25 protein-coding genes are annotated in these 22,055 nt (G+C 72.8%); 4 read left to right on the top strand and 21 right to left on the bottom strand.

Features of this window, described 5'->3' with window-relative positions; all coding sequences use genetic code 11:
- The first annotated feature begins 3 nt into the window (after positions 1 to 3).
- Positions 4 to 849, top strand: a complete 846-nt coding sequence (locus tag N5875_RS28745) for an aldolase/citrate lyase family protein (protein ID WP_338499289.1) — start codon at positions 4 to 6, stop codon at positions 847 to 849.
- A 79-nt stretch (positions 850 to 928) separates the two neighbouring features.
- On the opposite strand, the gene lgt is transcribed toward N5875_RS28745, so the two are convergent.
- The 11 genes from lgt to hisI form a co-directional block, all read right to left on the bottom strand.
- A complete protein-coding gene (lgt, locus tag N5875_RS28740) occupies positions 929 to 1,915 on the bottom strand; it encodes a prolipoprotein diacylglyceryl transferase (RefSeq protein ID WP_338497048.1) in 987 nt (328 codons plus the stop codon).
- Between the two features lie 88 nt (positions 1,916 to 2,003).
- Complete coding sequence (locus N5875_RS28735; protein ID WP_338497047.1) at positions 2,004 to 2,861, bottom strand: thioredoxin domain-containing protein; 858 nt, start codon at positions 2,859 to 2,861, stop codon at positions 2,004 to 2,006.
- A gap of 63 nt (positions 2,862 to 2,924) precedes the next feature.
- Positions 2,925 to 3,755: a tryptophan synthase subunit alpha gene (trpA, locus tag N5875_RS28730; RefSeq protein WP_318207281.1), complete on the bottom strand. Its 831-nt coding sequence runs from the start codon at positions 3,753 to 3,755 to the stop codon at positions 2,925 to 2,927.
- Positions 3,752 to 5,035 (bottom strand): tryptophan synthase subunit beta, encoded by a 1,284-nt coding sequence (gene trpB / locus N5875_RS28725; RefSeq protein ID WP_318207282.1) that lies wholly within the window; start codon positions 5,033 to 5,035, stop codon positions 3,752 to 3,754. Before trpB ends, trpA begins: the two co-directional genes overlap by 4 nt.
- A gap of 546 nt (positions 5,036 to 5,581) precedes the next feature.
- Positions 5,582 to 5,785 (bottom strand): tryptophan synthase subunit(beta), encoded by a 204-nt coding sequence (locus N5875_RS28720; RefSeq protein ID WP_318207397.1) that lies wholly within the window; start codon positions 5,783 to 5,785, stop codon positions 5,582 to 5,584.
- 82 nt (positions 5,786 to 5,867) lie between these two features.
- The gene (gene trpC / locus N5875_RS28715; RefSeq protein ID WP_318207283.1) at positions 5,868 to 6,677 is read right to left on the bottom strand and encodes an indole-3-glycerol phosphate synthase TrpC; all 810 of its coding nucleotides are present in this window, start codon (positions 6,675 to 6,677) and stop codon (positions 5,868 to 5,870) included.
- A 155-nt stretch (positions 6,678 to 6,832) separates the two neighbouring features.
- A complete protein-coding gene (locus N5875_RS28710; RefSeq protein WP_318207284.1) occupies positions 6,833 to 7,252 on the bottom strand; it encodes a DUF2752 domain-containing protein in 420 nt (139 codons plus the stop codon).
- 326 nt (positions 7,253 to 7,578) lie between these two features.
- On the bottom strand, positions 7,579 to 7,827 hold the full coding sequence (locus N5875_RS28705) for an HGxxPAAW family protein (RefSeq protein ID WP_318207285.1): 249 nt from the start codon (positions 7,825 to 7,827) through the stop codon (positions 7,579 to 7,581).
- Between the two features lie 181 nt (positions 7,828 to 8,008).
- Positions 8,009 to 8,662 carry a TIGR02234 family membrane protein gene (locus N5875_RS28700; RefSeq protein ID WP_318207286.1) on the bottom strand — a complete coding sequence of 218 codons (654 nt, stop codon included), beginning with the start codon at positions 8,660 to 8,662 and terminating at the stop codon, positions 8,009 to 8,011.
- Positions 8,663 to 8,676: 14 nt separating this feature from the next.
- Positions 8,677 to 10,167, bottom strand: coding sequence for an anthranilate synthase component I (locus N5875_RS28695; protein WP_318207287.1), 1,491 nt, complete (start codon positions 10,165 to 10,167; stop codon positions 8,677 to 8,679).
- An 11-nt stretch (positions 10,168 to 10,178) separates the two neighbouring features.
- Entirely contained in the window at positions 10,179 to 10,553 is a 375-nt protein-coding gene (hisI, locus tag N5875_RS28690; protein WP_318207288.1) for a phosphoribosyl-AMP cyclohydrolase, read from the bottom strand.
- Between the two features lie 83 nt (positions 10,554 to 10,636).
- On the opposite strand from hisI, the gene N5875_RS28685 reads away from it, so the two are divergent.
- Positions 10,637 to 11,272: a TIGR03085 family metal-binding protein gene (locus N5875_RS28685; RefSeq protein ID WP_318207289.1), complete on the top strand. Its 636-nt coding sequence runs from the start codon at positions 10,637 to 10,639 to the stop codon at positions 11,270 to 11,272.
- 4 nt (positions 11,273 to 11,276) lie between these two features.
- Here N5875_RS28685 and N5875_RS28680 read toward each other — a convergent pair whose 3' ends face one another.
- The 10 genes from N5875_RS28680 to hisD form a co-directional block, all read right to left on the bottom strand.
- The gene (locus N5875_RS28680) at positions 11,277 to 12,515 is read right to left on the bottom strand and encodes an MFS transporter (protein WP_318207290.1); all 1,239 of its coding nucleotides are present in this window, start codon (positions 12,513 to 12,515) and stop codon (positions 11,277 to 11,279) included.
- The gene (locus N5875_RS28675; RefSeq protein ID WP_338497044.1) at positions 12,512 to 13,099 is read right to left on the bottom strand and encodes a helix-turn-helix domain-containing protein; all 588 of its coding nucleotides are present in this window, start codon (positions 13,097 to 13,099) and stop codon (positions 12,512 to 12,514) included. The genes N5875_RS28680 and N5875_RS28675 overlap by 4 nt, the downstream gene beginning before the upstream one ends.
- A 110-nt stretch (positions 13,100 to 13,209) precedes the next feature.
- Positions 13,210 to 13,965 (bottom strand): imidazole glycerol phosphate synthase subunit HisF, encoded by a 756-nt coding sequence (hisF, locus tag N5875_RS28670; protein WP_073806717.1) that lies wholly within the window; start codon positions 13,963 to 13,965, stop codon positions 13,210 to 13,212.
- On the bottom strand, positions 13,962 to 14,375 hold the full coding sequence (locus tag N5875_RS28665; RefSeq protein ID WP_318207292.1) for a RidA family protein: 414 nt from the start codon (positions 14,373 to 14,375) through the stop codon (positions 13,962 to 13,964). The genes hisF and N5875_RS28665 overlap by 4 nt, the downstream gene beginning before the upstream one ends.
- On the bottom strand, positions 14,372 to 15,103 hold the full coding sequence (gene priA, locus N5875_RS28660; protein ID WP_338497038.1) for a bifunctional 1-(5-phosphoribosyl)-5-((5-phosphoribosylamino)methylideneamino)imidazole-4-carboxamide isomerase/phosphoribosylanthranilate isomerase PriA: 732 nt from the start codon (positions 15,101 to 15,103) through the stop codon (positions 14,372 to 14,374). The genes N5875_RS28665 and priA overlap by 4 nt, the downstream gene beginning before the upstream one ends.
- A gap of 2 nt (positions 15,104 to 15,105) precedes the next feature.
- On the bottom strand, positions 15,106 to 15,753 hold the full coding sequence (gene hisH / locus N5875_RS28655) for an imidazole glycerol phosphate synthase subunit HisH (RefSeq protein WP_318207294.1): 648 nt from the start codon (positions 15,751 to 15,753) through the stop codon (positions 15,106 to 15,108).
- Positions 15,750 to 15,914 (bottom strand): hypothetical protein, encoded by a 165-nt coding sequence (locus tag N5875_RS28650; RefSeq protein ID WP_189505976.1) that lies wholly within the window; start codon positions 15,912 to 15,914, stop codon positions 15,750 to 15,752. The genes hisH and N5875_RS28650 overlap by 4 nt, the downstream gene beginning before the upstream one ends.
- A gap of 2 nt (positions 15,915 to 15,916) precedes the next feature.
- Complete coding sequence (gene hisB, locus N5875_RS28645; RefSeq protein WP_015032911.1) at positions 15,917 to 16,510, bottom strand: imidazoleglycerol-phosphate dehydratase HisB; 594 nt, start codon at positions 16,508 to 16,510, stop codon at positions 15,917 to 15,919.
- Positions 16,507 to 17,628: a histidinol-phosphate transaminase gene (locus N5875_RS28640; protein ID WP_338497033.1), complete on the bottom strand. Its 1,122-nt coding sequence runs from the start codon at positions 17,626 to 17,628 to the stop codon at positions 16,507 to 16,509. The genes hisB and N5875_RS28640 overlap by 4 nt, the downstream gene beginning before the upstream one ends.
- Positions 17,625 to 18,977 (bottom strand): histidinol dehydrogenase, encoded by a 1,353-nt coding sequence (hisD, locus tag N5875_RS28635; RefSeq protein WP_338497032.1) that lies wholly within the window; start codon positions 18,975 to 18,977, stop codon positions 17,625 to 17,627. Before hisD ends, N5875_RS28640 begins: the two co-directional genes overlap by 4 nt.
- A gap of 213 nt (positions 18,978 to 19,190) precedes the next feature.
- Between hisD and N5875_RS28630 the strand changes: the two genes are divergently transcribed.
- The gene (locus N5875_RS28630) at positions 19,191 to 20,804 is read left to right on the top strand and encodes an oxidoreductase (RefSeq protein ID WP_318207297.1); all 1,614 of its coding nucleotides are present in this window, start codon (positions 19,191 to 19,193) and stop codon (positions 20,802 to 20,804) included.
- A gap of 157 nt (positions 20,805 to 20,961) precedes the next feature.
- A complete protein-coding gene (locus N5875_RS28625) occupies positions 20,962 to 22,053 on the top strand; it encodes a hypothetical protein (RefSeq protein ID WP_338497030.1) in 1,092 nt (363 codons plus the stop codon).
- Positions 22,054 to 22,055: the final 2 nt, after the last annotated feature.

The following is a 22,055-nucleotide window of genomic DNA, read 5'->3' as shown; positions in this document are numbered from 1 at the left end:
AACATGAGCGAGACCCCGGCCCGCGCGAACGACACGGCGCGCCGCTCGCCCGCCGCCCCGGCTCTCACCTGGCTGTACGCCCCCGGCGACCGCCCCGAGGTGGTCCGCAAGGCGCTGACCTCGGGCGCCGACGTGGTCATCGTCGATCTGGAGGACGCGGTCGCCGCGCACCGCAAGGCGTACGCCCTCGAGGCCACGGCCGATCTGCTCGCGGACCCGCACCCCGTCCCGGTCCACGTCCGCGTCCACACCCCGCGCGACATCCCCACCCTGGCCCTCCTCCCCGGCCTTCACGGTCTTCGTGTTCCCAAGGTGACACACGCCACTGACATCCACCGGCTCGCCGAGCTCGCCCCGGGCCTCCCGCTCTACCCGCTCCTGGAGAACGCCGTCGCCGTGGAGCACGCGTACGCCATCGCCACCGCCCACCCCGCCGTCCGCGGCATCGCGCTCGGCGAGGCCGATCTCCGCGCGGACCTGGGGGTACGGGAGGACCGCGCCCTGGACTGGTCGCGCGGCCGGGTGGTGGTCGCGGCCCGCGCGGCCGCCCTCCCGCCCCCGGCCCAGTCGGTCCACCCCGACATCGGCGACCTGGACGCGCTGGCCGCCGGGTGCGCCCGGGGCCGGGCCATGGGCTTCTTCGGCCGGGCGGCCATCCACCCCCGCCAGCTCCCGGTCATCGAGCGCGCCTATCTCCCCACCCCGGAGGAGGTCGACGCGGCCCGGGAGGTGGTCGCGGCGGCCGGCCCCGAGCGGGGCGCCCTCGCCCTCCCGGACGGGCGGTTCGTGGACGCGGCGGTGGTGGCGGGCGCCCACCGGGTCCTCGCCCTCGCGGCCCGCACGGCCTGACTCCCCCTGCCCCCGGGCATGCGAAAAGGGCCGCCGGGACCTCTCGGTCCCGACGGCCCTTCGACCGGCTGGAGGGGGCTCAGCTCTTGGCGGCGGACCCGGCGCCGTTGTCGGCCCCGTGCTGGACGTCCCCGTCGGACACGTCGGAGGCATCGTCGGCCGGAGCGGCGTCCTCGGCCGCCGCGTCCTTCTCGTCCCCGGCGTCCTCGGCGTCCTCGGTCTTCTCCGCCTTCTCCCCGACGGCGTCCTTCGCGGCCTTCGGCTCCACGATCTCCTCGCGGCCCGGGCGGATCCGCGCCGAGATCACCATGTAGACCACGGCGAGCACGAAGACGATGATCGCCGTCCACACGTTCAGACGCAGACCGAGGATGTGGTGCGCCTCGTCGACGCGCATGTACTCGATCCAGGCCCGGCCCGCGCAGTACGCGGCGACGTACAGCGCGAAGGCGCGGCCGTGGCCGAGCTTGAAGCGGCGGTCGGCCCAGATCACCAGCACGGCGACGCCGATGCACCAGAGCGACTCGTACAGGAAGGTCGGGTGATAGAGCCCGGCCTCACGGTTCGCGCCCTCGGTGATCTTGACGGCCCAGGGCAGTTCGGTCTGCTTGCCGTAGAGCTCCTGGTTGAACCAGTTGCCCCAGCGGCCGATGGCCTGGGCGAAGGCGATTCCGGGGGCGATGGCGTCGGCGTACGCCGGGAGCGGGATGCCCCGTCGGCGGCAGCCGATCCAGGCACCCACCGCGCCGAGCGCGATGGCGCCCCAGATACCGAGGCCGCCCTCCCAGATCTTGAAGGCGTCGACCCAGTTCTCACCCTCGCTGAAGTACAGCTGATAGTCGGTGATCACGTGGTAGAGGCGTCCGCCGACGAGGCCGAAGGGCACCGCCCAGACGGCGATGTCGGCCACGGTGCCGGCGGTGCCGCCCCGGGCGACCCACCGCTTGTTGCCGTACCAGACGGCGACGAAGACACCGATGATGATGCAGAAGGCATAGCCGCGCAGCGGGATCGGTCCGAGGTTGATCACGCCGGTCGACGGGCTGGGAATGTAGGCAAGGTCCATGGCAGGACCGACGCTACCCTGCCGGGCGGGCGGGACGGCAGCCCACCCGGCAACGTATGGGTAACTAACCCGGGCCGGAGGCGGCGGTTCAGCCCGCCGAGGGAGAGCCGGGGGAGGCCGCCGGGGCGGTCGTCGGGGCCGCCGTGCCGGGCTTCTTGCCCTTGTTGGCCTCGGCGACCCACTTCTTCAGGTTGTCCGGGGAGATCTGCTCGTTCCCCTTCTGCGGGAAGATCGATTCTCCGTTGAGCAGGACGGACGGCGTGCCGCGGAAGCCGCCGTTCTGGAAGGCCTCGTTCGACTTGGCCACCCAGGTGTCGTGCGTGCCGTCGTTCACACAGCTGCGGAAGGCGGGCGTGTCGAGCCCCGGCACCTTCGCCGCAAGCTCGATCAGCTTGGCGTTGTTCCCGAAGGCGTCGTCCGTCTCCGGCGGCTGGTTGATGTAGAGCGTGTCGTGGTACGCGGTGAACTTCCCCGCGTCCTGGGCGCACGCGGCGGCGTTCGCCGCGCGCAGGGAGCCGCTGCCGCCCATGTTCCCGTCGATGAGGGTGGCGAGGTGGTACTCGGTCCTGATCGCGCCCGCGGCCTCCAGCTCGTGGATCGTGTCCCGGAACGCGTTCTCGAACTGGGCGCACGCCGGGCAGCGGAAGTCCTCCCAGATCGCCAGCGTCGAGGGGGCGTCCGACTTCCCGGTGGGAATGGCGGGCTTGCCGTCCTCCTCGGTCGCTCCCGTCGGCGCGACGACCGGGCCCGCCTTGTCGGATCCACTGTCCTTGTCGCCGCCCGCGGCGATCACACCGACGACCGCGGCCAGTCCGAGGACGCCGACCACCGCCGCCGACACGATCAGGATCCGCCGCTGCTTCTCGCGGGCCTTCTCGCGCTCGCGCTGCTGCTGGAGACGCTCCCGCGCACTCCGATTACCGTCACCACTGTTCTTCTGGCTCACGCCTCGGAAACGAACCGGGGAGGCACGTGCATGCCTCCCCGGTCGCAGATCCACCCAAATGGGTTACGAAACGCGCCTGACGCCCTCGGCGAGTTCGGCCGCCAGTTCCCTTACCGCGGCGAGTCCCGCGGTCTCGTCGCCGTCGGCGTCGAGGATCCGCTTGACGAACGCGGAGCCGACGATGACGCCGTCGGCGAAGGCGGCGACCTCCTTGGCCTGGGTGGCGTTGGAGACGCCGAGCCCGACGCAGACGGGGAGGTCCCGGCCGGGTTCGGCGGTGGCGCGGGTACGGCGGACGAGGTCGGCCGCCTGCTCGCCGACCGACTCTCGGGTGCCGGTGACGCCCATGAGGGAGGCCGCGTAGACGAAGCCGGAGCCGGCCGCCGTGATGGTGGCGAGGCGCTCGTCCTTGCTGCTGGGAGCGACGACGAAGACGGTCGCGAGACCGTGCTTGTCGGCGTTCTCGCGCCAGAGTGCGGACTCCTGGACGGGCAGGTCGGGCAGGATGCAGCCCGCGCCGCCGGCCGCGGCGAGCTCCTCGGTGAAGCGCTCGACGCCGTACCGGTCGATCGGGTTCCAGTACGTCATGACGAGGACCGGCTTGCCGGTGGCCTCGTGGGCCTCGCGGACCGTCCGCATGACGTCGGCGATCTTGACGCCGCCGCGCAGGGCGATGTCGTCGGCGGTCTGGATGACCGGCCCGTCGAGCACCGGGTCACTGTGCGGGAGGCCGACCTCGACCACGTCGGCGCCGCCGTCGAAGACGGCCTTGATCGCCGCGATGCCGCCGTCGACGGTCGGGAAGCCGGCCGGGAGGTACGCGATGAGCGCGGCCCGGTTCTCCGCCTTCGCCTTGGCGAGGGTGTCGCTGAGGAGCTGGATGTTGCCGGTCACTTGGCGTCCCCTTCGATCTCCGCGGTGGCGCCGGCGTCCGCCGCGACCTCGGCGTCGGTGTCGTACAGGCCGAAGTAGCGGGCGGCCGTGTCCATGTCCTTGTCGCCGCGCCCGGAGAGGTTCACGAGGAGCAGGGCGTCCTTGCCGAGCTCCTTGCCGACCTCCAGGGCCCCCGCGAGGGCGTGGGCCGACTCGATCGCCGGGATGATGCCCTCGGTACGGGAGAGCAGCCGCAGCGCCTGCATGGCGGCGTCGTCGGTGACGGCGCGGTACTCGCCGCGTCCGATGTCCTTCAGGTACGCGTGCTCCGGGCCGATGCCCGGGTAGTCGAGGCCCGCCGAGATCGAGTACGGCTCGGTGATCTGGCCCTCCTCGTCCTGGAGGACGTACGACCGCGAACCGTGCAGGATGCCGGGCTCGCCGGCGGTGAGGGTGGCCGCGTGCTCACCGGTCTCCACGCCGTGGCCGGCCGGCTCGCAGCCGATCAGCCGGACGCCCGCGTCGGGGACGAAGGCGTGGAAGAGACCGATGGCGTTGGAGCCGCCGCCGACGCAGGCGATCGCCGCGTCGGGGAGGCGGCCGGCGCGCTCCAGGATCTGACGGCGGGCCTCGACGCCGATGACCCGGTGGAAGTCGCGGACCATGGCGGGGAAGGGGTGCGGGCCCGCCACGGTGCCGAACAGGTAGTGCGTCCGGTCCACGTTGGCGACCCAGTCGCGGAACGCCTCGTTGATGGCGTCCTTGAGGGTACGGCTGCCGGACTTCACGGCCACGACCTCGGCGCCGAGCATCCGCATCCGGGCCACGTTGAGGGCCTGGCGCTGGGTGTCGACCTCACCCATGTAGATGGTGCAGTCGAGGCCGAAGAGGGCGCAGGCGGTGGCGGTGGCCACGCCGTGCTGACCGGCGCCGGTCTCGGCGATGACGCGGGTCTTGCCCATGCGCTTGGTGAGCAGGGCCTGACCGAGCACGTTGTTGATCTTGTGCGAGCCGGTGTGGTTCAGGTCCTCGCGCTTGAGGAAGATCCGGGCGCCGCCGGCGTGCTCGGCGAACCGGGGCACCTCGGTGAGGGCGCTCGGGCGGCCCGTGTAGTTGACCATCAGGTCGTTGAGCTCGCGGGCGAACTCCGGGTCGACCTTGGCCTTGTCGTACTCGACGGCGACCTCGTCGACGGCGGCGACGAGGGCCTCCGGGATGAACTTGCCGCCGTAGGCACCGAAGTAGCCCTCGGGGGTGGGGACCTGACCCTCCGGGTCGGGAATGAAGAACTCGCTGGACATGCGGATGCTCCTCGCGGGGCGGGTGCCCCGTGTGTTGTGCTGACGATGGTCACGTTATGCGCGCGACCTCCTCACGAACGGCAACGCCGTCACCCACCCGGGCTCCGCCCGAGCCGCCCCACAGCGAGCGGTCCCGCCCGTTGTGGGCCTGCGTCCCGCCCGTTGTGGGCCTGCGTCCCGCTGGCGCGGAACGGGTGGGCACAACGGACGGCGCCCCTGCCGGGCCTAGGCTCCCGCGCCCTGACCCGCACCCGGTGCACGGCGCACTGAGGGTGCGGGTCCAGGCACAAGGGGCGGGGGCGCCGCCAGAGGGCGCCGTCCCGTGTGCCCACCCGTCCCGCCCTGGGGGTCCCCCCGGACGAAGTCTGGGGGGAGGGACGAATGCCCACACGGGGGGGGTGGCGGCGGGGCGACGCCCACGCGGCGGTGGGGTGCAGTGCCGGGCAACGGCAGGGCCACGGTTCGGCGCCCGCGAGGGACGGCGGAGGCACGGGCCTCAGGCGCGAAGGCGTCTGAGGCGCAGGTCTCGGTGGCTGAGCGGCTGCGTCAGTTCGTGAGAGTGCGCGCGAGGCGCGGACGCCATCGCATGCCGTTGACCTGGCCCGGCTCGGACCCGATGACGTACCGCACCCGGCGGCCGTGGACACGGCGGGCGGGTGCGCGGCAGCCGCGCGGTCGGCAGCCCCGGGCCAGTGGGGCGTGCTTGGAGACGGGGGCAGCAGCGGTACGGAGCCGGCTGCGGCGCCCCACCGCGACGTCCGCGGGCACGACCGGGCCGCCCGGGGCGGAGCCCAGGGCGGTCGGCGTGGCGCGGCGCGCGGTCGTCAAGGTGTCAGCTCCGGCCGTGCCGGAGGGCCGGGTGGGCGCCGGCGGCGACCAGGTCGGCGACGGCGGCCTTCGGATCGCGGCCGGTGACCAGGGACTCGCCGACCAGGACCGCGTCGGCGCCGGCGTTGGCGTAGGCGATGAGGTCGTGCGGGCCGCGGACACCGGATTCGGCGATCTTGACGATGTGCGCGGGGATCTCGGGGGCGACGCGCTCGAAGGTGGAGCGGTCGACCTTGAGGGTCTTGAGGTTGCGCGCGTTGACGCCGATGATGCGGGCGCCCGCGTCGACGGCGCGCTCGACCTCGTCCTCGTCGTGCACCTCGACCAGCGGGGTCAGCCCGATGGACTCGGCACGCTCGATGAGGGAGACGAGCGCCTCCTGCTCCAGGGCGGCGACGATGAGGAGCGCGAGATCCGCTCCGTACGCGCGCGCTTCCCAGAGCTGGTACGCGGTGACGATGAAGTCCTTGCGCAGGACCGGGATGTCGACCCGCGCCCGGACGGCCTCCAGGTCCGCGAGCGAGCCGCCGAAGCGGCGCTGCTCGGTGAGGACGGAGATGACGGCCGCGCCGCCCGCCTCGTAGTCCGCGGCGAGTCCGGCCGGGTCGGCGATCGCGGCGAGCGCGCCCTTGGACGGGCTGGAGCGCTTGACCTCGCAGATCACCTTGACGCCGTCGCCGCGCAGTGCGGCGACGCCGTCCTTGGCCTGCGGCGCCTTGGCGGCGCGCTCCTTGAGCTCGTCGAGGGTGACCCGCGCCTGCCGCTCTGCGAGGTCGGCGCGTACGCCTTCGATGATCTCGTCGAGCACACTCACGCGAGGGGCCCCCTTCCGGGACGGTGATGGTGTTGATGAACCAGGTTCAGCCACATCGATCCTATCCGCAGGACGGCCCCGGACTCGCATCGACCGGAGTCGCGTCCCACCTGCTGGGACTCCCGTAGGAGTCTCCGCGACGCCGTGCGGGACCCTCAGGGGGCCAGCGCGGAGCCGAAGGGAAGGTTCCGGACCAGGGTGAAGAGGGCGAGGACGGCCCCGATCCCCCACCACAGGACCGGGGAGACCGCGAGGCGCATGGGCACCCCGCGGATGGCACGAATCAGCCAGAGGACCATGAGGACGCCGAAGAGCCCGTAGCCGATGACGGCGAGGGCGTTGGCACCGAGGGCGGCCGGGAGGTCGCCGTGGACGAAGGCGTGGGCGCTGCGGAGTCCGCCGCAGCCGGGGCAGTAGATGCCGGTGAAGCGGAGCAGGGGGCAGACGGGGTAGTGCCCGGGTTCGTTGGGGTCGACGGTCCCGACGTACGCGAAGGCGGCGGCGACCCCGGCGAGCGTGGCGACGGGCGGGAACAGTCGCCGGGCGAGCGACCGGCCCGGCGGCGGTGCCGCCACGGGCCCACCGGGCCACCCGGGCCCGGGTTCCGGTCCGGGTCCCCAGGCGTTCGGCGGCGCCCCGGGTCCCCCGCCCGGCCACGCGTGCGCGTGCGGCGGCGGCGCCACAGGACCGGCCCCCGGAGCCACAGGCGCCCCGCCCGGCGCCGCGCGAGCCTCCTGTCGGGTCTGTTCACCCGGTGGCACAGGTTCACCCGGTCGGGTGCTGGATGCGTCGGTCACGGCTCCGGCCGTCGGCTGCGGGTCCACCCGGTGATTCTCGCCCCGGACGCGCGAGAGCGCAGCCCGGCACGGCCGGGCTGCGCTCTCGGATGTGTCGTGGCGCGTCAGGAACGGGCCTGGAGCGTCGCGGCCTCGCGGGCGGCGGTGACGGCCGCCGACTCCTTCGGCATGCCGAGGCCCGCGACCTTCATCGCGCCGCCGACGATGCCGCCGAGGAAGATGACACCCACGCCGGCCCAGAAACCGGCCTGGTTGGCGGCCACCATGAAGACTCCGGCGATGCAGAAGCCGATGAAGGAGATGATGACACCGGTCCAGGCGGCCGGGGTGTGTCCGTGGGCGCTGCCCGCCATGAGTTGCTCCTCGTTGCAGTTGCTCGATGGTGAGGTCTCGCGTGCGCGGACTCTCGGCGCTCATTGTCCCGCACGCGGGCGCGCGAGGGTGAATCGGGGGTACCGGGACGATCACGCGTCGCGGCTGGCGGCGCTGTCGGGCACCGTGGTCCGGCGCCGTCGGGCCCCGTGGTCCGGCCCGTCACGCCCCGTGCGTGGGGTCCTCGCCGCGGTCCAGGGCCTTCCACAGGTCCTCGGGCCGGTCCGGGTCGGTCGTGGGTGCCTTGCGGGCGGCCCGCGGGGCCCCGGAGCGCTCGTAGCGGCCGCCCATCGCGGGCCAGCTCTTGCCGAAGCGCAGTGCGAAGAGGCCGGCGAGCAGGATGAGGACGGCGCCCGCGGCGGTCACGTACGGCCAGACGGTGTGGCTCAGGCCGGCCACGGCGGCGCCGGTGTCGCCGCTGATGCGGGCGGCCTCGGCGTCCAGGGCGGCGCTGTCGGAGGCGCCGAGGACCGCGGCGAGCGCGGCACCCGCGCCGCTGAGCGCGAGGAGCGCGGCGACGAGGGTGCGGCCGGTGCGGCGGACGGCGAAGACGGCGAAGAGCGCGGCGAGGCCGACGATCGCGAGGGCCGTCGGGACACCGGTGACGCTGCCGCCGTCGGCCTCGACGGTGACGCTGCCGCCGCCGACGGACGCCGTGCCCTCCGCCCAGATCTGACCGGCGGAGAGCAGGACGACGGTGGCACCGAGGGCACCGAGGAGGAGGGCCGCGGCCAGGCTGCGGCGGCCGCCGCCGGTGGGGACGGCCGCGCGGGCGGCCCGGGGCTGGGGTACGGGTACGGCACTCACGTACCCCACTATCCCCTACGCGGTCAGGCGCCGTTCATCCGGTTGGCGGTGTGGACGGCGCGGAGCACGGCCGCGGCCTTGTTCCGGCACTCGTTGTCCTCGGCGACGGGATCGGAGTCGGCGACGACACCCGCTCCGGCCTGCACATACGCGGTTCCGTCGCGGAGCAGGGCGGTACGGATGGCGATGGCCGTGTCCGCGTCGCCGGCGAAATCGAGATAACCGACACATCCGCCGTACAGGCCGCGCCGGGAGGGTTCGAGCTCCTCGATGATCTGCATCGCCCGGGGCTTGGGCGCGCCGGAGAGCGTGCCGGCCGGGAAGCAGGCGGTGAGGACGTCGAAGGCGGTCCTGCCCTCGGCGACCTCGCCGGTCACGGTGGAGACGATGTGCATGACGTGCGAGTAGCGCTCGACGGACATGAAGTCGACGACCTCGACGGAGCCGGGCGCGCAGACGCGGCCGAGGTCGTTGCGGCCGAGGTCGACGAGCATGAGGTGCTCGGCGCGCTCCTTGGGGTCGGCGAGCAGTTCCTCGGCGAGGTCGTGGTCCTCCTGCGGGGTGGCGCCGCGGTGCCGGGTGCCGGCGATGGGGTGGAGCAGCGCGTGCCCGTCCTCGACCTTGACGAGGGCCTCGGGGCTGGATCCGACGACGTCGAAGCCGTTCTCGAAGCGGAAGAGGTACATGTACGGGGACGGGTTGGTGGCCCGCAGGACCCGGTAGACGTCGAGCGCGGAGGCCGTGCAGGGGGTCTCGAAGCGCTGCGAGGGCACGACCTGGAAGGCCTCTCCGGCCCGGATGCGCTCCTTGATGTCCTCGACGGCGTCCTGGTAGGCGGCTCCGCCCCAGAGCGCGGAGAACTCCGGGAGTTCGGAGGCGGGGAGGGCGGTGGGGGCGGTGGCGACCGGGCGGGCCAGGTCGGCCTCCATGGCGTCGAGGCGGGCGACGGCGTGCGCGTACGCCTCCTCGATGCCGGTCTCCAGGTCGTTGTGGTTGATCGCGTTGGCGATCAGCAGGACCGAGCCGTCCCAGTGGTCGAGGACCGCGAGGTCGCTGGTGAGGAGCATGGTCAGCTCGGGGAGCTGGAGGTCGTCCCGGGTGGAGTCGCCGATCTTCTCCAGGCGGCGGACGATGTCGTAGCCCAGGTAGCCGACCATGCCGCCGGTGAACGGCGGCATGCCGGAAGCGAGGTCGCGCGGGGTGTGGAGGGTCTCGACGGTGGCGCGCAGGGCCTGGAGCGGGTCGCCGTCGGTGGGGACGCCGACGGGCGGGGTGCCCAGCCAGTGGGCCTCGCCGTCCTTCACCGTCAGGGTGGCGTCGCTGCGGACGCCGATGAAGGAGTATCGGGACCAGCTGCGGCCGTTCTCCGCGGATTCGAGGAGGAAGGTGCCGGGCCGTTCGGCGGCGAGCTTGCGGTAGAGCCCGACCGGGGTGTCGCCGTCCGCGAGCAGCCGGCGGCTGACGGGGATGACGCGGCGGTCGGCCGCCAGCTTGCGGAAGGTGTCGAGATCCATGGCGCCAGACCCTACTCGGATACGGGGTCCGCGTCGGACGCGGATACGGGCAGCACATCGGCGTCGAAGCAGGTCCGGGCGCCGGTGTGGCAGGCGGCGCCGACCTGGTCGACCTTGACGAGGACGGTGTCGGCGTCGCAGTCGAGGGCGACGGACTTGACGTGCTGGACGTGGCCGGAGGTGTCGCCCTTGACCCAGTACTCCTGGCGGCTGCGGGACCAGTAGGTGCAGCGGCCGGTGGTGAGGGTGCGGTGGAGGGCCTCGTCGTCCATCCAGCCCAGCATCAGCACCTCGCCGGTGTCGTACTGCTGGGCGATGGCGGGGACGAGCCCGTCGGGGCTGCGCTTGAGCCGGGCGGAGACGGCCGGGTCGAGATTGCTGCTCATGGCGCCATTGTGCCGCGACCCGGGGTGGTGTCCGGCGGACGTCCACTGGGCGGACCGGCACCACCCGCCGTACGCTGGCGAGCATGTCGACCCATGCCAAACGTGAACGGCTTCTGCTCGCCGACCTGTTGGAGGCGGCGGGCCCCGATGCCCCGACGCTCTGCGAGGGCTGGCGGACCCGGGATCTCGCGGCCCATGTGGTGGTGCGGGAGCGGCGCCCGGACGCGGCGGCCGGTTCGCTCGTACCGGTGCTGAAGGACCGGCAGGAGCGGGTGCAGGCGGAATTCGCCGACAAGCCGTACGAGGAGCTGATCCAGCTCATCCGGACGGGCCCGCCGAAGTTCTCGCCGTTCACCATCAAGCAGGTGGACGAGGGGGCGAACATCGTCGAGTTCTACGTCCACGCCGAGGACGTACGCCGTGCCCAGCCCGAGTGGTCGTCGCGCGAGCTCGACCCGGTCTTCGCCGACGCCCTCTGGTCCCGCCTGGAGCGCACGGCCCGCCTGCTGGGCCGGAAGGTGCCGGTGGGCCTGGTGCTGCGCCGTCCGAACGGCCAGACGGTGGTGGCGCACCGGGGCACTCCGGTGGTGACGGCCTCCGGGGAGCCGGGCGAGCTGACGATGTACCTGTTCGGCCGCCAGGCCTCGGCCAAGGTGGAGCTGGACGGGGAGCCGGAGGCGATCGAGCGGCTGCGGGAGACGAAGCAGCTGGGGCTCTGACCGGTCAGCGGGGCAGCTCGGCACGGCGGAGTGCCTTCACCGAGAGGCCGTAGATCCCGCCGAGGGCGCAGACGGCGGCGCTGGCGGTGAAGACCGGCGCGGGACCCCACAGCCCCACGGCCGCTCCGGTGAGCGGGAAGCTCAGCGGGGCGACGCCGAGGCTGAAGAACGTGGAGACCGAGGTGACCCGGCCCAGGTACACGGGGTCGCACTCGGTCTGGGTCAGTGCTCCGCACAGGGCGCCGCTGAGGCCTGCGAGCAGGCCGACCGAGACGGACACGGCGACGGCCACGGGCAGCTGCGGCACGTAGGCGAGGGCGGCGATCGACACCGCACCGAGGGCGATGGTCCAGGAGAGGACGAGCCCCGCGCGCGGGATGCGGCCCCGTACGGTCAGGAGCAGGGACGCGGCCCCCGCTCCCGCACCGAAGGCGGCGAGGATCCAGCCGATGCCGGCCGCGCCCCAGCCGCGTGCGTCGGAGAGGAGCGCGAGGCCGACGTTGAGGGGGCCGACGAAGCCGAGGTCGCTGAGGGCGATGACGATCATCAGCGGGCCGAGGACTCGGTGGCGGCGGAGGTAGCGCAGGCCGTCGGTCAGGTCGTGCAGGGCGGTGGTCTTCTCCCGTGCCGCGTCGTCCGTGGGCAGCGGGGAGAGCCGGAGTGCCAGGAGCAGCGGCAGGGAGAAGGCGAAGAGCAGTCCGGCGGCGCCGAACGCGGCGGCCGATCCGCCGAGGGAGACCGCGAGCCCACCGAGCGGGGCGCCGACCAGGACCGAGATCCGGTAGGCGAGGCCCCGCATCCCCTGGACCCTGGCGAGCTGCTCGGAAGCGGCGATCCGCGGCGGCAGGGCGCCGACGGCGGGCATGAACAGGGCGTCCACGGCTCCGAAGACGAGCGCGACGGCGGCGAGGACCCAGAGACCGGGCGAGGCGAGCGCCAGTGCCGCGGCGACGCCGAGGACGACGACGCACCGGACGGCGTCGGAGGATATGACGACCCTTCTGGGGCCGAAGCGGTCGGCGACCACTCCTCCGCCGAGCATGAGCAGGGCACGCATCACGGCGCTGAGGGCGAGGACGATCCCGGCCTGCGCGGGGGTGCCGTTCTGCACGGCGGCCCAGGAGAGGGCCAGGTGGTAGACCATGTCGCCGGTGGTGGACGCGGTGTACGCGCCGACCCAGCGCAGGATGTTGGGTTCGCGGTAGGCGGGACGCTCGGCGACGGCGAGCTCGGTGGCGGTCATGAGCGGTAGGGGAAGCCGTTGAGGTGGAGGGCGACGTTCTCGCGGCCCTCGGTGTCACCGGCGGCCTCGGCGGCGCGGGCCCGCTGGTCGTGCTTCCTGAGGACGGCGTCCAGCTCGGCCCCGAGCGCGGCGAGCTCGTCGGCGGTGAGGCGGGGCAGCCACTCGGCGCTGACGGAGGCGGAGCGCCATTCCTCGGGCCAGGTGTGCCGCTCGTCGAGGAAGCGGGCGTACATCTGTGTGCGCTGCTCGTCGACCGTACGGCCGAAGGCGGCGCTCGCGGCGGCGAGCTCGGGGGCGTCGCGGAGGTCCTCGTCGTGGATGCTGAAGCCGTACGAGCTCGGCTGCCACCAGCGCTCGCGGCCGTCCGCCGACTGGGTCTCGGCCTCCTCGATGAGGCCGTGCTCGGCGAGTTTGCGCAGGTGGTAGCTGACCAGCGAGACCGCCTCGTCGACCTGTTCGGCGAGCTGGGACGCGGTGGCGGTGCGGGCCACGAAGAGGGCGCGGTAGAGGCGCATGCGCAGCGGGTGCGAGATGGCTTTCAAGGTGCCGAGATCGGTGATCCGGCGGTGCTCCGGCGAGGTCATGACACCGACCCTAGATACAAAAGAAAACTTGCGCAATGAGAATTGCACAAATAATCCTGCACATCTGCGGAAGAAGAAGGGCCCCCGAGGGGACCCTTCTTCCTGTGCGCTCAGCGGACCGGGTGGCCCGCCTCCCGCAGCGCGTCCTTGACCTGCGAGATCCGCAGGTCGCCGAAGTGGAAGACGGAGGCCGCGAGCACCGCGTCCGCGCCCGCCGCCACCGCCGGCGGGAAGTCGGCGAGCTTGCCCGCTCCCCCGCTCGCGATCACCGGCACGGTCACGTGCTTGCGTACGGCCGCGATCATCTCCGTGTCGTAGCCGTCCTTGGTGCCGTCCGCGTCCATCGAGTTGAGCAGGATCTCGCCCGCCCCCAGCTCGGCGGCCCGGTGCGCCCACTCGACGGCGTCGATGCCGGTGCCCTTGCGGCCGCCGTGCGTCGTCACCTCGAAGGAGCCCGAGGCCGTCCGCCGGGCGTCGACCGACAGGACGAGCACCTGGCGGCCGAAGCGCTCCGCGATCTCCTGGATCAGCTCGGGGCGCGCGATCGCGGCGGTGTTGACGCCCACCTTGTCGGCGCCGGCCCGCAGCAGCTTGTCCACGTCCTCGGCCGCGCGGACGCCGCCGCCGACCGTGAGCGGGATGAAGACCTGCTCGGCGGTGCGGCGCACCACGTCGTAGGTGGTCTCGCGGTTGCCCGAGGAGGCGGTGATGTCGAGGAAGGTCAGCTCGTCGGCGCCCTCGGCGTCGTACAGCTTGGCCATCTCGACGGGGTCGCCGGCGTCCCGCAGGTTCTGGAAGTTGACGCCCTTGACGACCCGGCCGTTGTCCACGTCCAGGCAGGGGATCACGCGTACGGCGAGACTCATTCCGCACTCCCCCTCTGTCCCTCTGGGCGGAACGCCTCGACCTCGACCTCGACGACCAGGCTGGGGTCGACGAAACCGGAGACGATGATCATCGAAGCCGCCGGGCGGACGGCGTCGAACAGCTCCTTGTGGGCGCGGCCGACCTCGTCCACGTCCCGGGCGTGGGTGATGTACATCCGGGTGCGGACGACGTCCTCCGGGCCCAGGCCGAGCTGCTTCAGGGCGGCGAAGGCCACGTTGAAGGAGTTCACCGTCTGGTCGTACGGGCCTCCGCCGGCGATCTGGCCGCCGACCACCGACGTACAGCCGGCGACGAGGACCAGGCCGTTCGGCAGCTCCACCGCGCGGGAGTAGCCGAACTGCTCCTCCCAGGGGGCGCCGGTGACGACCTTCTTCACGCCGTCGGTCATACGGAAGCCACCGCCTCCAGCGCCTCTTCGAGGGTGAACGCCTTGGCGTACAGCGCCTTGCCGACGATCGCACCCTCGACGCCGAGCGGCACCAGGCCGGACAGGGCCCGCAGGTCGTCCAGGGACGACACGCCGCCGGAGGCGACGACGGGCTTGTCGGTGGCCGCGCAGACGTTCTTCAGGAGCTCCAGGTTGGGGCCCTGGAGGGTGCCGTCCTTGGCGATGTCGGTGACGACGTAGCGGGAGCAGCCCTCGGAGTCGAGACGGGCGAGCGTCTCGTAGAGGTCGCCGCCGTCGCGGGTCCAGCCGCGGCCGCGCAGGGTCGTGCCGCGGACGTCGAGGCCGACGGCGATCTTGTCGCCGTACTCGGCGATGACCTTGGCGACCCACTCGGGGGTCTCCAGGGCGGCGGTGCCGAGGTTGACGCGGGTGCAGCCGGTGGCGAGGGCCGCGGCGAGCGAGGCGTCGTCGCGGATGCCGCCGGAGAGCTCGACCTTGATGTCCATGGCCTGGGCGACCTCGGCGATCAGCTGCCGGTTGTCACCGGTGCCGAAGGCGGCGTCGAGGTCGACGAGGTGCAGCCACTCGGCGCCGGAGTCCTGCCAGGCGAGGGCCGCTTCGAGCGGGGAGCCGTAGGAGGTCTCGGTGCCGGACTCGCCGTGCACGAGACGGACGGCCTGGCCGTCGCGGACGTCGACGGCGGGGAGGAGTTCAAGCTTCTGAGCCATGATCAGAGGGTCTCGATCCAATTGGTGAGGAGCTGGGCTCCGGCGTCGCCGGACTTCTCGGGGTGGAACTGGGTGGCCCACAGGGCGCCGTTCTCGACGGCCGCGACGAAGGGCTCGCCGTGGGTGGCCCAGGTGACCTTGGGGGCGCGGATGTTCTTGTTGCCGACCTCGAGGGTCCACTCGCGCACCGCGTAGGAGTGCACGAAGTAGAACCGGGCGTCGGCGTCGAGGTCCGCGAACATCTCGGTGTCCTCGGGCGCGTCGACCGTGTTCCAGCCCATGTGGGGGACGACGGGGGCGTTCAACGGCTCGACCGTACCGGGCCACTCGTCGAGGCCCTCGCTCTCCACGCCGTGCTCGAAGCCGTGGGCGAAGAGGATCTGCATGCCGACGCAGATGCCCATGACCGGGCGGCCGCCGGAGAGCCGGCGGCCGATGATCCACTCGCCGCGCGCGTCCTTCAGCCCCTGCATGCAGGCGGAGAAGGCGCCGACGCCGGGGACGAGGAGCCCGTCGGCGTTCATCGCGGTGTCGTAGTCGCGGGTGATCTCGACGTCGGCGCCGACCCGGGCGAGGGCGCGCTCTGCGGAGCGCACGTTGCCGAAGCCGTAGTCGAAGACGACGACCTTCTTGGGGGTGCTCGCGGTCATGACCACACGTCCAGCCGCAGCACACCGGCACCGAGGGACATCGCGGCGCCGATGGCGACGAGCACGATGACACCCTTGGGCATCTGCTGCTTGACGAAGGAGTAGATGCCTCCGAGGAGGAAGAGGCCGACGACGATGAGAATGGTGGAGAGGCCGTTCACGTTTAGAGCGCGCCCTTCGTGGAGGGGAGGATTCCGGCGGCGCGCGGGTCGCGCTCGGAGGCGTAGCGGAGGGCGCGGGCGAAGGCCTTGAACTGGCACTCCACGATGTGGTGGGCGTTGCGCCCGTACGGCACGTGGATGTGCAGGGCGATCTGGGCCTGGGCGACGAAGGACTCGAAGATGTGCCGGGTCATCGTCGTGTCGTACGAGCCGATCATCGGCGCCATGTTCTCGGGCTCGGTGTGCACGAGGTACGGGCGGCCGGAGAGGTCGACGGTCACCTGGGCGAGCGACTCGTCCAGCGGGACGGTGCAGTTGCCGAAGCGGTAGATGCCGACCTTGTCGCCGAGGGCCTGCTTGAAGGCGGCGCCGAGGGCGAGGGCGGTGTCCTCGATGGTGTGGTGCGAGTCGATGTGCAGGTCGCCGTCGGTCTTCACGGTGAGGTCGAAGAGCCCGTGGCGGCCGAGCTGGTCGAGCATGTGGTCGTAGAACCCGACCCCGGTCGACACGTCGACCTTTCCGGTGCCGTCGAGGTCGATCTCGACGACGACGGAGGTCTCCTTGGTGGTGCGCTCTACGCGGCCTACGCGGCTCATCGCTGCTGCTCCTTCATCAATTCACGAACCGCGTCGAGGAACGCGTCGTTCTCTTCGGGGGTGCCGGCGGTGACCCGCAGCCATCCCGGTACGCCGTTGTCCCGGACCAGGACGCCCCGGTCGAGGATCCGCTGCCAGGCCGCGTGCGTGTCGGGGAACTTCCCGAACTGCACGAAGTTGGCGTCCGAATCGGTGACCTCGTAGCCGATCCCGCGCAGCTCGGTGACGAGCCGGTCGCGCTCGGCCTTGAGCTGCTCGACGTACCCGAGGAGGGTGTCGGTGTGCTCCAGGGCGGCGAGCGCGGTCGCCTGGGTGACGGCGGAGAGGTGGTACGGCAGCCGGACCAGCTGGACGGCGTCGACCACGGCCGGGTGGGCGGCGAGGTAGCCGAGCCGCAGCCCGGCGGCGCCGAAGGCCTTGGACATGGTCCGGGAGATCACCAGGTTCGGGCGGCCCTCGATGAGGGGCAGCAGCGAGTCCCGGTGGCTGAACTCCACGTACGCCTCGTCCACGACGACCATGGAGGGCTTGGCCGCCTGGGCCGCCTCGTACAGGGCGAGGACGGTGTCGGCCGCGACGGCGGTGCCGGTGGGGTTGTTGGGAGAGGTGATGAACACGACGTCGGGCCGGTTCTCGGCGATCGCGGCGACGGCCGCCGCCACGTCGATGGTGAAGTCCTCGTCGCGCGGGCCGGAGATCCAGCCGGTGCCGGTGCCGCGGGCGATCAGGGCGTGCATCGAGTACGAGGGCTCGAAGCCGATCGCGGTACGGCCCGGGCCGCCGAAGGTCTGCAGCAGCTGCTGGAGGACCTCGTTGGACCCGTTGGCCGCCCAGACGTTCTCGACGGCGACGGGGTGCCCGCCGGTCCGGGTGAGGTAGCGGGCGAGCTCGGTGCGGAGCTCGACCACGTCCCGGTCGGGGTAGCGGTTGAGGGTACGGGCGGCCTCGGCGACGCGCTCCGCGATGCGGGCGACGAGCGGTTCGGGCAGCGGGTACGGGTTCTCGTTGGTGTTCAGCTGGACGGGGACGTCGAGCTGGGGCGCGCCGTAGGGAGACTTGCCCCGCAGCTCGTCGCGGACGGGCAGGTCGTCGATGCGGACGGTGTCGTACGAGGTCACTTCTTCTCGGGAACCTTCCATCCGAACCTTGCCTTGATCGCCGCGCCGTGGGCGGGGAGGTCCTCCGCCTCGGCGAGGGTCACGACGTGGTGGGCGACGTCGGCGAGCGCGTCGCGCGTGTAGTCCACGATGTGCACGCCGCGCAGGAAGGACTGCACGGAGAGGCCCGAGGAGTGGCAGGCGCAGCCGCCGGTGGGCAGGACGTGGTTGGAGCCGGCGCAGTAGTCGCCGAGGGAGACGGGCGACCAGGCGCCGACGAAGATCGCGCCCGCGTTGCGGACACGGTCGGCGACGGCGGCGGCGTCGGCGGTCTGGATCTCCAGGTGCTCGGCGCCGTACGCGTCGACGACCTTGAGGCCGTCGGCCAGGTCGCGGACGAGGACGATCGCGGACTGGCGTCCGGCGAGGGCCGGGGCGATCCGGTCGTCGATGTGCTTGGAGGCGGCGACCTGGGTCTTCAGCTCGGCCTCGGTGGCGGCGGCCAGCTCGTCCGAGTCGGTGACGAGGACGGAGGCGGCCATCGGGTCGTGCTCGGCCTGGCTGATGAGGTCGGCGGCGACGTGCACGGGGTCGGCGGTGGAGTCCGCGAGGATCGCGATCTCCGTCGGGCCTGCTTCGGCGTCGATGCCGATACGGCCCTTGAGGAGACGCTTGGCGGCGGCCACGTAGATGTTGCCGGGGCCGGTCACCAGGTTGACGGGGGCGCAGCCGGGCTCGCCGTCGACGCCCGCGCTGTCGGCGGTCCCGTACGCGAACATGGCGATGGCCTGGGCGCCACCGGCCGCGTACACCTCGTCGACGCCGAGCAGGGCGCAGGCGGCGAGGATCGTCGGGTGCGGAAGCCCGCCGAACTCCTTCTGCGGGGGCGAGGCGACGGCCAGGCCCTCGACGCCGGCCTCCTGGGCCGGGACGACGTTCATCACGACGGAGGACGGGTAGACGGCGCGGCCGCCCGGCACGTACAGACCCACGCGCTCGACCGGGATCCACTTCTCGGTGACCGTGCCGCCGGGGACGACCTGGGTGGTGTGGGTGGTGCGGCGCTGCTCGCGGTGGACGAGGCGGGTGCGCCGGATGGACTCCTCGAGGGCGGCGCGGACGGCCGGGTCGAGCTCGTCGAGGGCGCGGTCGATCGCCTCGGCGGGGACGCGCAGGCTGGGGACGCGGACGCCGTCGAATTTCTCCCCGTAGTCGATCACCGCGGCCGCGCCATGATGCCTGACGTCCTCGCAGATCGGCCGCACCGTCTCCAGGGCGGCTTCCACGTCGAACTCGGCACGGGGCAGCAGGTCGCGCAGGGCGGAACCCTCGGGGAGGGCCTCGCCGCGCAGATCGATTCGAGAGATCACGGGTCAATTCTCGCAGACGGCCCACGGCGCCGGACGCCCGTATCAATGGCTGATACGGGCCACACTGGCGTCTTGTCGCCACTCCTGACCGTTAGCGTTCAGCCCGTCACTCAGCGGGAAGAACGGCTGTACGAATCCACGGGACCCCGGAAAGAGATCGAAACCGGAATCGCGGAAGCGTGCGAGCGGATCGTGGAAAGCGAGGGGGCGGCGGTGACCGAGCCGCACGAGGACGGGATGCCGGACGGTCTCACAGGCCCGGAGCGGGCCGTGTGGCGGGCGTTCGTCGTCGGCAGGACGTGTGACCTGACGGAGGGGATCGCGGAGCGGGACGACCCCTTCGGGGGATGGGAGTGGGGGGAGGAGCGGCGCGTCCGCGCCGATGTGGTGGCGCTGCTGCTGCTCGCCGGGCCGCCGGCCCGGTCGGGACGGGTGGCCGCGCTGAAGCTGCGCGGTGTGCGGATCACCGGCGTGCTGAACCTGGCGGGCGGGACGATAGGGCCGTACGTGGAGCTGCACGGCTGCCGGTTCGACGGCGAGGTGGTGCTGCCGGAGGCCCGGTTCGGCACGCTGCGGATGGTCGAGTGCGCGCTGCCGCGCCTGGAGGCGGCCCGGCTGCACACCGAGGGGGACCTGCATCTGCCGCGCTGCCGGGTGCGGTGGGGCATCCGGCTCACCGATGCGCAGATCGGCACGGACCTGCTCGTCAACCAGATCCAGGTGTGGCCGGACCGGCGCGGCCGGGCCATCGCCGCGGACGGGTTGGTGGTCGCCCAGGACCTCCAGGCCGAGCTGATCGAGACGCACGGGGAGCTGAGCCTGCGCGGGGCGAAGGTCGGCGTCTCCCTCAGCCTGCGGGGCAGCGTGCTGCGCGGCGCGCAGGGCCGCCGCGCGCTCAACGCACCGCAGCTGACGGTGGAGCGCTCGCTCTATCTGAACGCGGCCTGGGTGTACGAGGAGTCGGGCACCGCGGGACAGGCGGGGCAGAGCACGGCCACCCCGCCGTACGGGGTGACGCCCGCCCAGGGCGCCCGGCGCAAGCCGGTCGAGTTCCACGGCGGGGTGCGGCTCGACGACGGCCGCTTCGGCGACGCGGTGGACCTGCACCACGCCCGGTTCCTGCTGAGCGGGGCGCGCCGGGAGGAGGTCTCGTTCCGCCGGATCGTCACCCCGGAGCTCCGGTTCAACGGCGAGCGGCCGGAGGAGGGCCGCGTCGTGCTCAACGGCGCGAAGGTCGTCACCCTGATCGACCTGTCGACCAGCTGGCCGGGGCCCGGCGGGCTCGCGATGGGCGGCTTCGCCTACGAGAACCTCGTGCCGTACGGGCACTTCCCCCTGGCCCGGCGCCTGGAGTGGGTGGCGGCGGCGACACCGGAGTACGCGCCGGAGCCGTACGAACGCCTGGCGACGGTGCTGCGCAACAGCGGGGAGGACGCCGACGCCCGCGAGGTACTGCTGGCCAAGCAGCGGCGCAGACGGGAGACCCTGCCGGTGGCGGGGAAGCTGTGGGGCTACCTCCAGGACTGGACCGTGGCCTACGGCTACCGGCCGGGCCGGGCGGCACTGTGGATGGCGGTCCTGTGGGCGGCGGGCACTGTGGCCTTCTCCCACTACCGCCCGATACCGCTGAAGGCGGAGGAGGCGCCCGCGTGGAACGGGCCGCTGTACGCGCTCGATCTGCTGCTGCCGGTGATCAATCTCGGCCAGGACGGCTACTGGCGCCTGGAGGGGATCTGGCAGTGGACGGCGGCGGTCCTGATCCTGCTGGGCTGGATCCTGGCGACGACGGTGGCGGCGGGAGCGACCCGGCTGCTGAGCAGGGGGTGAGGCGGCTGCTCGGGGAGGGGTGAGGCGGCTGCTCGGCAGGGGGTGAGGCGGCGCGGCGGAGGATTGGTGTACGCGGCGGGCCGCGGCGAAGGTTTGGTGAGCGGGCCGTGAGACCGGCTGCCGAGGAGGCGGGTGTCGGGAGAGAATACGTCGCACCATGTCCTTGCTCCGTGCCCTGATCGGCGCCGTTCGTTCGGCCCGGCACGCCCCGCGGCTCGCCGCCGGGTTCGTGCCGGACGACGACGTGCTGCTCGACGCCCCGGACGAGCGGCTCGCCCCCGCCCTGGTCGCCGCCGCCCTGGCCGATCCGGAGCCCGCGGCGAAGCTGCTCGCCACCACCCGGGACGCCGGCGAGTGGGAGGACCGCGACCGGTACGTCACCCGGCTCGCCACCTTCGCGTACAGCAGGGGCGACTGGCTGACCCACTGGCTCTCCGCCGCGCCCCGCGATCCCGACGCCCTGCTCGTCACCGCGCAGCTCGCCGTCCGCCGGGCGTGGGAGTCGCCCGCGCGGGCCGAGCGGCTGCGCGAACTCGGGCCGCTGGTCCAGGCGCTGGCGGAAGAGGCGCCGCACGACCCGGTGCCGTGGCGTCTCGCCCTGGACCACGCGCGCGGGGCGCACGCCGGGCCCGCCGTCTTCGAGTCGCTCTGGGAGCAGGCGGTGCGCCGCTCCCCGCACCACTACGGCTGCCATGTCGCGGCGCTCAAGTACCTGTCCGCGCAGTGGTACGGCTCGCACCGGGCCGCCTTCGACTTCGCCGAGCAGGCGGCCGACGACGCCGCCCCGGACTCGCTCGTCCGGGCCCTGCCGGTCCGCGCCGCCTACGACCGGCTCCGGGTGCCGCCGGACCTGGACCCGACGGTGCCGGAGGCGCGGATCGACCGGGCGGCGGACCGGGCCCTGGCCCTTTCGGCGGTCTTCCCTACGGGCGACCCGTGGCCCGCCGAGGTCCGCAACCTGCTGGCGTACGTGCTGATGGAGCGGGAGCGGTGGGAGGAGGCCCGGGCGGAGTTCGGCCGGATCGGGGTCCACGCGACCTCGTTCCCGTGGGGCGCCGTGCGGAGTGCCGGGCGGGAAGCCGTACGGGAGGATCCTCCCCCGAGCTCTCGGCTTCGCTCCGGCAGGGGGGACCCCCTGCGCCGGTTCCTCGCCGCGCGGGACATGGTCAGGGCCGAGCTGGCCCGTCGTACGCCTCTCTGGGACACCGGAGGGGGACGGGCCGGACGGGGCGGGCCCGGCGGCCATTAGGC

Source organism: Streptomyces sp. SJL17-4 (genome assembly GCF_036826855.1).
Classification (GTDB): domain Bacteria; phylum Actinomycetota; class Actinomycetes; order Streptomycetales; family Streptomycetaceae; genus Streptomyces.
Note: the sequence above shows the minus strand (reverse complement) of the source record. Positions and strands in the feature narration are given on the sequence as shown.

Excerpts from the sequence above, each read along its gene's own strand:
- N5875_RS28745 (WP_338499289.1), top strand. The coding sequence starts at position 4 with ATGAGCGAGACCCCGGCCCGCGCGAACGACACGGCGCGCCGCTCGCCC.
- lgt (WP_338497048.1), bottom strand. The coding sequence starts at position 1,915 with ATGGACCTTGCCTACATTCCCAGCCCGTCGACCGGCGTGATCAACCTC.
- trpB (WP_318207282.1), bottom strand. The coding sequence starts at position 5,035 with ATGTCCAGCGAGTTCTTCATTCCCGACCCGGAGGGTCAGGTCCCCACC.
- N5875_RS28705 (WP_318207285.1), bottom strand. The coding sequence starts at position 7,827 with ATGGCGGGCAGCGCCCACGGACACACCCCGGCCGCCTGGACCGGTGTC.
- N5875_RS28695 (WP_318207287.1), bottom strand. The coding sequence starts at position 10,167 with ATGGATCTCGACACCTTCCGCAAGCTGGCGGCCGACCGCCGCGTCATC.
- hisI (WP_318207288.1), bottom strand. The coding sequence starts at position 10,553 with ATGAGCAGCAATCTCGACCCGGCCGTCTCCGCCCGGCTCAAGCGCAGC.
- N5875_RS28685 (WP_318207289.1), top strand. The coding sequence starts at position 10,637 with ATGTCGACCCATGCCAAACGTGAACGGCTTCTGCTCGCCGACCTGTTG.
- N5875_RS28680 (WP_318207290.1), bottom strand. The coding sequence starts at position 12,515 with ATGACCGCCACCGAGCTCGCCGTCGCCGAGCGTCCCGCCTACCGCGAA.
- N5875_RS28675 (WP_338497044.1), bottom strand. The coding sequence starts at position 13,099 with ATGACCTCGCCGGAGCACCGCCGGATCACCGATCTCGGCACCTTGAAA.
- hisF (WP_073806717.1), bottom strand. The coding sequence starts at position 13,965 with ATGAGTCTCGCCGTACGCGTGATCCCCTGCCTGGACGTGGACAACGGC.
- N5875_RS28665 (WP_318207292.1), bottom strand. The coding sequence starts at position 14,375 with ATGACCGACGGCGTGAAGAAGGTCGTCACCGGCGCCCCCTGGGAGGAG.
- priA (WP_338497038.1), bottom strand. The coding sequence starts at position 15,103 with ATGGCTCAGAAGCTTGAACTCCTCCCCGCCGTCGACGTCCGCGACGGC.
- hisH (WP_318207294.1), bottom strand. The coding sequence starts at position 15,753 with ATGACCGCGAGCACCCCCAAGAAGGTCGTCGTCTTCGACTACGGCTTC.
- hisB (WP_015032911.1), bottom strand. The coding sequence starts at position 16,510 with ATGAGCCGCGTAGGCCGCGTAGAGCGCACCACCAAGGAGACCTCCGTC.
- N5875_RS28625 (WP_338497030.1), top strand. The coding sequence starts at position 20,962 with ATGTCCTTGCTCCGTGCCCTGATCGGCGCCGTTCGTTCGGCCCGGCAC.